General features: G+C 48.1%; 1 protein-coding gene. It reads right to left on the reverse strand.

The window, feature by feature from the left end; genetic code table 11:
* On the reverse strand, positions 1 to 883 hold an 883-nt coding region (locus tag A3739_RS04680), incomplete at both ends, for a sulfatase-like hydrolase/transferase (protein ID WP_156502357.1).

An 883-nucleotide genomic window follows, 5' to 3' on the forward strand; every position in this document is an offset into this window, starting at 1 on the left:
CGTATGTCGTCATCTTTTCACCTCTAAAGGGTGTGGTGGCGCCATGAGGCCATGAGCTATGCTCAGGGCCATTGTCTGTAGAGTAAACAACGATGGTATTCTCTGCGAGACCTTGCTCGTCCAGCCAATCGAGCACAAGACCAATATCATGGTCATGCTGCATCATTCCAGCGCCGTGGTAATCGGATTCCGAAGTATACTTCTCAACTTTATTCANCCATTCAGTATCGATACGCGTGTATAGATGCATTCGGCTGGTATTCATCCAAACGAAAAATGGCTCCTCCGCTTCCTTCGCATTTTTTATAAATTCAAACGTGCGCGGAATCACTTCACCTGCATCAAAGTTTTTCATTCGCTCACGAGTCAATGGTCCGGTATCTTCGATAGTCTGTTTTCCAACCACACCGAAGCGAGGGTCTTCCGTTGCATCATAGATGTCGGTCGCAAGCGCATGCACCACTCCGCGCGTCCCAAACTTTTTCTCGTACTCTTCCAGGCTACCCGCAAAGGCTTTACCAAAATTTTGATAATCTCTCTGTTCAGCCTCTTCTTGGGTATTGAGATGGTAGAGGTTTCCGTAGAATTCTTCGAAGCCGTGCATAGTTGGCAGGTGTTCGTTTCTATCACCAAGGTGATTTTTGCCAAAATGTCCGGTGCGATATCCTTCTTCTTTTAACACTTCAGCAAGAGACGGTGACTCTTTTTGTAAACCAAGCGCGTCACCTGGTTGGCCGACCGTCGTCATTCCAGATCGAATCGGATACTGCCCAGTTATGAATGCCGCACGCCCTGCTGTACAGGAAGGCTGGGCATAGTGATCGCTGAACATCACCCCCTCATTCGCAATTCGGTCAATATTTGGCGTTCCATAGCCCATAAC

It is taken from the genome of Oleiphilus sp. HI0067 (assembly GCF_001635735.1).